General features: G+C 71.7%; 5 protein-coding genes. 2 read left to right on the top strand and 3 right to left on the bottom strand.

Going from position 1 to position 7,549, the window contains the following annotated elements; genetic code table 11:
• On the bottom strand, positions 1-2,448 hold a 2,448-nt coding region (locus RIF93_RS16690; RefSeq protein WP_309092578.1), incomplete at its 3' end, for a CHASE3 domain-containing protein.
• Positions 2,449-2,669: 221 nt separating this feature from the next.
• Here RIF93_RS16690 and RIF93_RS16685 point away from each other — a divergent pair.
• Positions 2,670-3,596 carry a M14 family metallocarboxypeptidase gene (locus RIF93_RS16685; protein WP_309092577.1) on the top strand — a complete coding sequence of 309 codons (927 nt, stop codon included), beginning with the start codon at positions 2,670-2,672 and terminating at the stop codon, positions 3,594-3,596.
• A gap of 4 nt (positions 3,597-3,600) precedes the next feature.
• On the opposite strand, the gene RIF93_RS16680 is transcribed toward RIF93_RS16685, so the two are convergent.
• Positions 3,601-4,092 carry a metallophosphoesterase family protein gene (locus RIF93_RS16680; protein WP_309092576.1) on the bottom strand — a complete coding sequence of 164 codons (492 nt, stop codon included), beginning with the start codon at positions 4,090-4,092 and terminating at the stop codon, positions 3,601-3,603.
• Positions 4,093-4,220: 128 nt separating this feature from the next.
• On the opposite strand from RIF93_RS16680, the gene alaS reads away from it, so the two are divergent.
• The gene (gene alaS, locus RIF93_RS16675; protein ID WP_309092575.1) at positions 4,221-6,866 is read left to right on the top strand and encodes an alanine--tRNA ligase; all 2,646 of its coding nucleotides are present in this window, start codon (positions 4,221-4,223) and stop codon (positions 6,864-6,866) included.
• Here alaS and RIF93_RS16670 read toward each other — a convergent pair.
• On the bottom strand, positions 6,863-7,357 hold the full coding sequence (locus RIF93_RS16670; protein WP_309092574.1) for a DUF2939 domain-containing protein: 495 nt from the start codon (positions 7,355-7,357) through the stop codon (positions 6,863-6,865). The genes alaS and RIF93_RS16670 overlap by 4 nt on opposite strands.
• Between the last annotated feature and the right edge of the window lie 192 nt (positions 7,358-7,549).

The following is a 7,549-nucleotide window of genomic DNA, read 5'->3' as shown; positions in this document are numbered from 1 at the left end:
CGCCCGGACGGTGTCGGTCAGGGCGTCGAAGCTCACCCGCGACTTGGTCAGAACCGCCTGCACCTCCTGCACCAGTTCGGGCTCGATCTCCTGTCCCGAATAGACGATGACCGGCGGCCCCGGCGCGGGGTCGTTGAGCACGGGCAGCAGGTCCAGGCCCGAGCCATCGGGCAGGCCGATGTCCAGGATCACCAGGTCCGGACGGCGGCGGCGGACCGCGGCCATGGCCTCGGCCAGCGTGTGCACCGCCTCCAGCGAGCCGCAACCCTGCAGCGCCGCCCCCACCACCGCGGCCAGCTCCACGTCGTCCTCCAGGTGCAGGATCCGCACGCGGCTGGGATCGCCCAGCACGTCGGTCACCGCCCGCCGCAGCCGCGTGGGGTCCAGCGGCGTGGTGATCCAGTCGGCGATCGGGACGCCGGCGAACTGCCCGGACGGCTCGCCCGAGACGATGATCGTCGGCGGCAGCGCCACCCCCTGGCCCCGCAGCCGCTGGATGACGCTCAGACCGTTGCCCTCCGACAGCCGAAGGCCCAGCAACAGCAGCTCGTACCGGCCTCCCCCCAGGGCCGCCTCCAGCCCGTCGGCGCCCGGCAGCACGGCGGCGCTAAAGCCCTGGGCCTCGACGCCCTCGCGCATCGCCGCCGCCATCTCGGGGTCGGCTTCGCAGATCAGCACGTCGGCGGCCCGGGGCGGCGGCTGCGGCGGCCGCGACGCCGCCATCGGCAGCGCCAGCCGGAACACCGACCCGTCCGGGCCGCTCTCGGCCAACGACACCGCGCCGCCGTGACGTTCGGCGATCTCCCGCGAGATGGCCAGGCCCAAGCCCGTGCCGCCGGTGCTGCGGGTGGCCGAGCTGTTGGCCTGGGCGAAGCGGCCGAACAGGCTGGGCTGGAACGCCTCGGGCACGCCGGGGCCCTGGTCGCGCACGTCGGCGACCGCCCGCTCGCCGTCCTCACGGATCTGTAGGCGAACCTCGGCGCCCTCGGGGCTGAACTTCACGGCGTTCGACAGGAAGTTGACCAGCACCTGCACCAGGCGGTCGGCGTCGCCCCGCACCCTCATCGGCGCGGCCGGCGCCTCCAGCGCCAGGCTCACCTTGCGCTCGCGGGCGTATCCGCCGATCGCCTCGATGGCCGAGCCCGCCACCTCCCGCAGGTCCAGCTCGACCATGTTGAGGTCCATCTTGCCCGCGGCGATCTTCTGCATGTCCAGCAGGTCGTTGATCAGCCGCACCAGGCGGTCGCACGAGGTCTTGGCGATATGGACGAGCCGGGCGGCCTTGTCCGGCAATGGCCCCGCCGCGCCGCCGGCCATCAGCCCCAGCGAGGCCGATATCGAGGTCATCGGCGTCCGCAGCTCGTGGCTCACCGTGCTGACGAACTCCTCCTTCAGCCGCTCGGCCGCCTTGCGCTCGGTGATGTCGCGCAGCGCCGCCACCAGGTGCAGGCCGTCCCTCAGCCGCATCGCGCCCAGCGAGACTTCCACGGGGAAGGTGTGTCCATCCTTGTGGCGGGCGGTGAATTCGCGCGCCTCGCCCAGCGCCGGGTCGCCGCGAACGGCCAGGCGGCGCAGGAACAGGCCCTCGCCCGGGGCGAAATCCACCAGCGTCGCGCTGTCCCGGCGCAGCAACTCCGAGCGCTCGTAGCCGAACATGCGCTCGGCGGCCCGGTTGATCGTCTCGATGCTGCCGCTGGGGTTCAGGAGCACGATGGCGTCCATCGTGTTCTCGAAGATCGCCCGCTGGCGGGTCGACTCCCACTCGACCGCGGCCATCAGCCGGGCGCGCGCCCGGTCCCGCCGATGCAGCAGGACGGCCGCGCCCAGCAGGCTCGCCAAGAGCAGAAGGCTCACGGCCCCGGCGATCCACTGCGCCTGCCGTCCCTGCGTCACGGCCTGGTCATGGCCCTCGGCCACCCGCCGCGACTCCTCGGCGATCATCTCGGCGACGACGACCCGGATGGCGTCCATCAGCCGCTTGCCGGTCGCCAGCCTTACGCGTTCGGCCGCGGCGGCCGCGCCTTGGCTCTGCCGGAGGACGATCACGGCGGACATGTCCGACACCTTGGCGTCGGTCAGCCGGCGCAGTTCGGCCATTCGCGCCGCCTGGGCCGGGGTGTCGGCGAACCGCCGGTCCAGCGCTGCGAGCTGGGCGTCCAGCTGCGCGCGGGCGGCGTTGTACGGCTCCAGGAACGCCGGCTGCCCGGTGATGACATAGCCGCGCTGGCCGGTCTCGGCGTCCTGCAGCAGCGAGAACACCCGCTGGATCTGCGTCCGCGTCTCGTACGATCGCTCCAGCGTCCGCCGCTGCCGCTCAACCCCGGCCAGGGCGTCGAACATCAGCGCCGCGGTCACGATGAACAGCAGCGGGGCCAGCAACAGCGCCGCCACGCCGGCCCGCCCGCCACGCACCTGCCGCGCGTCCGCCGAGATCTTGTTCTGGGTCATGTGGTGCCACCGCCGACGTACTGCACAGCTACGTCTAGTCGCTGACGCAGGCTTCGTCGCCGGCCATACCGCCGGTACGCCGCGAGGTGGACCAATTGCCGCGCCGCCGCGCACGCTTGCCGCATCCGTGGGTTTCAGCGGTCGGGGCTTGCCGCGCGCCGCGTGTGCGGCGCCCGGGACAGGTGGCCTGACGCGGGCGGCGATTCGTCCTACGAAGCGGCATGACCGAAGCCGTTGCGTATCCTGTTGGAACCCCGGGGCGCGCCTGGGGCGAGGTGGAAATAGACGAGTGGCGTGCGCGGCAGTCACGCCTGCGTCGCTACGATCGCGACGTGCTGCCCCGGATCGAACGGCTCGCGGAGCGCTTCGAGCGGATCTCCTACGGGCGGCTGGAGTACGCGGGAGAGGCCTACGAGCTTTGCGCCCTGAGCAGCCGCCCATGGGACGCCTCGCTGCCGGCGGCCCTCGTGACGGGCGGGGTCCACGGGTACGAAACCAGCGGCGTGATGGGCGCGCTGGAATTCCTCGAGACGCGCGCGGCGGACTACGTGGGGAGGGTCAACCTCCTGGTGGCGCCCTGCGTCAGCCCCTGGGGCTACGAACGGATCAACCGCTGGAACTACGACGCCGTAGACCCCAACCGCAGTTTCCGCGAGGACGGGCCCTCGGAAGAGGCGGCGGCGCTGATGAGGCTGGTGAGGCCGCGGCTCGGGGAATTCCTGCTGCACATCGACCTGCACGAGACCACCGACAGCGACGAGAGCGAGTTCCGGCCGGCCTTGGCGTCGCGCGACGGCAAGCCGTTCGAGCCGGGGACCATACCGGACGGCTTTTATCTCGTGGCCGACGCCGAGGACCCGCAGCTCGACTTCCAGCAGGCGATCATCGCCGCGGTGGAGGCGGTCACCCACATCGCGCCCCCGGACGCGGCCGGCGAAATCATCGGCTGCCCGGTCGTCGGCCACGGGATCATCACCTACCCGCAGCGGGACTACGGCATGTGCGCGTCCATTACCGGGGCGCCCTACACCACCACGACCGAGGTCTACCCGGACAGCCCTCGCGCGACGCCGCAGCAATGCAACGACGCCCAGGTCGCGGCCGTGTGCGCCGCCCTCGACTTCGTCCTGGCGCGGCGTCGCGCATAGGCTCCTAGCGAGGCGGCGCCGCCAGGAGGGTTTCGAGGGTGACCGGCGCGTAGTCCCACACATCCACGCCGACGTCGCGCTGCCGGGGAAGCGGCTTCAGGCGGCCGTGGCTGTGGCCATGCAGGTTCAGCGCTCCGCGATGCTGGCGATTCCAGCTCCGGAACGGATAGTGGCACAGCACGAGGAACCGCCCGTCGCGCTCGATCTCGGCATAAGCCTGGATGCTCGCCCACCCGGACGGCATGTCCGCGGGGTCGTCGTTGTTGCCGACGACCAGGTGCTTGCGCCCGTTCAGCTGCGGCAGCACCGCCGCCGCGACCTTGGCGCCCCGCGCGAAGTCTCCCAGGTGCCAGACCTCGTCGTCCGGCGAGACGACGGCGTTCCAGCGGCGGATCAGGTCCTGGTCCATCTCCGCCGTCGACGCGTAGGGGCGGGGATACAGGTTCAGCACCCTGTGGTCGCCGAAGTGGGTGTCGCTCGTGAAGTAGGTGGTCATCGCCTCGTCTAAACGCCGCGCGGCCGCGAGAGGCCGCCCGCGCGCTTCCCCTGTCCCCCCGTCTTCGCGTAAACGGTCCGCGCCCCCACATGACGGGGCCGAAGTCCCTGTTTTCCAAGACGAGCCCAATGCCCAGCCTGAACGAGATCCGCGCGCAGTTCCTGGAATTCTTCCAGAGCAAGGGGCACGCCGTCGTCCCGTCGGCTCCGCTGGTGCCGCAGAACGATCCCACCCTGCTGTTCGTCAACGCCGGCATGGTGCCGTTCAAGAACTACTTCACGGGCGCCGAGACCCCGCCCTATCCGCGCGCGGCCTCGTCGCAGAAGGCGGTCCGCGCCGGCGGCAAGCACAACGATCTCGACAACGTCGGCTACACCGCCCGCCACCACACCTTCTTCGAGATGCTGGGCAACTTCTCGTTCGGCGACTACTTCAAGGAAGACGCCATCAGCCACGCCTGGGAGCTGCTCACCAAGGTGTGGGGCCTGCCGCCCGAGAAGCTGCTGGTCACCGTCTACCACACCGACGACGAGGCGGCCGATCTCTGGAAGAAGATCGCGGGCCTGCCCGACGAGAAGATCATCCGCATCGCCACGTCGGACAACTTCTGGTCCATGGGTGACACCGGCCCCTGCGGCCCGTGCTCGGAGATCTTCTACGACCACGGCGCCCACATCCCCGGCGGCCCGCCGGGTTCGCCCGACGAGGACGGCGACCGCTTCGTCGAGATCTGGAACCTCGTCTTCATGCAGTTCGAGCAGTTCGCCGACGGTACGCGGACGCCCCTGCCGAAGCCCTCGATCGACACCGGCGCGGGCCTGGAGCGCGTCGCCGCCGTGCTGCAGGGCGTGCACGACAACTACGACGTCGACCTGTTCAAGGACCTGATCGCCGCCACCAAGGCCGAGCTGCGGGCGCCCGACAGCGAAACCACCCCCTCGCACCGGGTCATCGCCGACCACCTGCGCTCGTCCAGCTTCCTGATCGCCGACGGCGTGCTTCCGTCGAACGAGGGCCGCGGCTACGTCCTGCGCCGGATCATGCGGCGGGCCATGCGCCACGCCCACCTGCTGGGCGCCGACGAGCCCCTGATGCACCGGGTCGCGCCGACGCTGGTGAAGCTGATGGGCGACGCCTATCCCGACCTGCGCCGCGCCGAGCCCGCCATCGTCGAGACCCTGCGCCAGGAGGAGGAGCGGTTCCGCCGCACCCTGGGCCGCGGCATGTCCCTGCTCGAGGAGGCGACCGCCGGCCTGAAGGAGGGCGATGTCCTCTCGGGCGAGACCGCCTTCAAGCTCTACGACACCTACGGCTTCCCGCTGGACCTGACCCAGGACGCGGTCCGCGCCAAGGGCCTGACCGTCAACCTCGAGGAGTTCGACGCGGCGATGGAGCGCCAGCGCGAGATGGCCCGCGAGAACTGGGTGGGCTCAGGTCAGACCGCGGCGGCCGGCGAGTGGTTCGCCATCCGCGAACGCCTCGGCCAGACCGACTTCGTGGGCTACGACACCACCGAGGCGACCGGCGAGGTCCTGGCCATCGTCGCCGATGGCCAGGAGGTCGACCACGCGGCGGCCGGCCAGACCGTCCAGGTGCTCGTCGACCGCACGCCCTTCTACGCCGAGAGCGGCGGCCAGGCAGGCGACCAGGGCGAGATCGAGTGGGACGGCGGCAAGGCCCGCGTCCTCGACGTCCAGAAGCAGGCCGGCGACCTCCACGTCCATGTGGTCGAGATCGCGGAAGGCGAGCTTGCCTCCGGCGCCCGCGTGCGCCTCGCCGTCGACCCCGAGAAGCGCGCCTCCACCCGCGCCAACCACTCGGCCACCCACCTGCTGCACGCCGCGCTCCGCAACGTGCTGGGTCGCCACGTGACCCAGAAGGGCCAGATGGTCGACGGCGAGCGCATCCGCTTCGACTTCAGCCACGGCCAGCCCCTGACGGCGGACGAGATCGAGCGCATCGAGGCCGAGGTGAACGCCGTGGTCCGCCAGAACCTGCCGGCCGAGACCAAGAACATGCGCGCCCAGGAGGCCATCGAGGCCGGCGCCATGGCGCTTTTCGGCGAGAAGTACGGCGACACGGTGCGCGTGCTGACGCTGGGCAAGGCGCTGGACGGGCAGGGCGACTATTCGGTCGAGCTGTGCGGCGGCACCCACGTCGCCCGCACCGGCGACATCGCGCTGTTCAAGATCGTGGCCGAGCAGGGCATCGCCGCCGGCGTCCGCCGGATCGAGGCGCTGACCGGCGAGGCGGCCCGCCGCTACCTGCTGGAACAGGCGCAGGTCTCGAAGTCGCTGGCCGAGCAGTTCAAGGTCCCGGTCTCGGAGGTCGCCGCCCGCGTCGAGGCCCTGCAGGTCCAGGCCCGCAGGCTCGAGAAGGAGCTGGCCGACGCCAAGCGCCAGCTGGCCATGGGCGGCGGCGGCGGGGCGACCGCGGCGGGGCCTGAGGACATCGGCGGCGTGAAGGTTCTGGCCCGCGTCATGGACGGCGTCGGCGGCAAGGACCTGCGTCCCATCGCCGAGGAGTTCAAGAAGCAGCTGCCCGACGGCGTCATCGCCCTGGTCGGCGTGGCCGAGGGTAAGGCCGCGGTGACGGTGGCCATTACCGGCTCGGCGACCGCGAAGTTCAACGCCGGCGAGCTCGCCAAGGCCGCCGTCCTGGCCATGGGCGGCCAGGGCGCCGGCGGCCGGCCGGACTTCGCCCAGGGCGGCGCCCCCGACGGCTCCAAGGCCCAGGAGGGCCTGGCGGCGGTGAAGGCGGCGCTCTCGGCCTAGCGGGCCCCGTCGCGGAATGTCGCCGTCACCGGCGGCAGGCCCAGATGGACGAGGCGCCAGCGGAACACGCCCTGGCGCTGGAAGGTGAAGAGGCTCTCGCCCGCGTCGGTCCGCACCGCGAACCGCACCCGGTTCGGGCCCCAGTGCCGGACCCGAGGAAACAGCGACGGCTCGCCGGCGATGGCGTGCAGGCCGTCGGGCGACAGCCGCCGCTCGACCACCGCGGGCGGGCGGCGGTTCGGGATGATCGCGCGGCGCACCGCGCCTACCGGGTCCTGCCAGATGTTCGGCGCGGGTCCCAGGGTCTCCGGATCGACGCCGCTGACCAGTCCCGCGCGCACCGCCGGGTAGTCGATGATCTCGGCCAGAGCCTGCACGTCCCGGTCCCGCGCCGCGCTTTGCAGGGCGCGTAGCGCGAACCAAGGGCCGCTGAACACGATCAGGGCCGCGGCTGCGATGAGGCTCAGGAGGACGATGCCGGACCGACGCATGGCGCCCTAACGCGGCAAGCGCCCGAACGGAGGCGGAGGCGCGGCCTACGCCCAGACGAACACCGCGAACTTGTTGCCCACCGGGTCCCGGAAATAGGCGCCGTAAAACCCGTTCTCCGCCCCAGGCGGGCGGTACCCAGGCGCGCCTTCGTCCGAGCCGCCGTTCGCCAGCGCGGCCGCGTGCACCGCATG

Origin of the sequence: Phenylobacterium sp. (genome assembly GCF_031181185.1) — a bacterium.
GTDB lineage: Bacteria > Pseudomonadota > Alphaproteobacteria > Caulobacterales > Caulobacteraceae > Phenylobacterium.
The sequence above is the reverse complement of the archived record's forward strand: the minus strand, read 5'-3'. Positions and strand labels throughout refer to the sequence as shown.

What these genes read in the sequence shown, in the direction of transcription:
- RIF93_RS16670 (WP_309092574.1), bottom strand. Translation starts at nt 7,357, where the DNA reads ATGCGTCGGTCCGGCATCGTCCTCCTGAGCCTCATCGCAGCCGCGGCC.
- RIF93_RS16685 (WP_309092577.1), top strand. Translation starts at nt 2,670, where the DNA reads ATGACCGAAGCCGTTGCGTATCCTGTTGGAACCCCGGGGCGCGCCTGG.
- alaS (WP_309092575.1), top strand. Translation starts at nt 4,221, where the DNA reads ATGCCCAGCCTGAACGAGATCCGCGCGCAGTTCCTGGAATTCTTCCAG.
- RIF93_RS16680 (WP_309092576.1), bottom strand. Translation starts at nt 4,092, where the DNA reads ATGACCACCTACTTCACGAGCGACACCCACTTCGGCGACCACAGGGTG.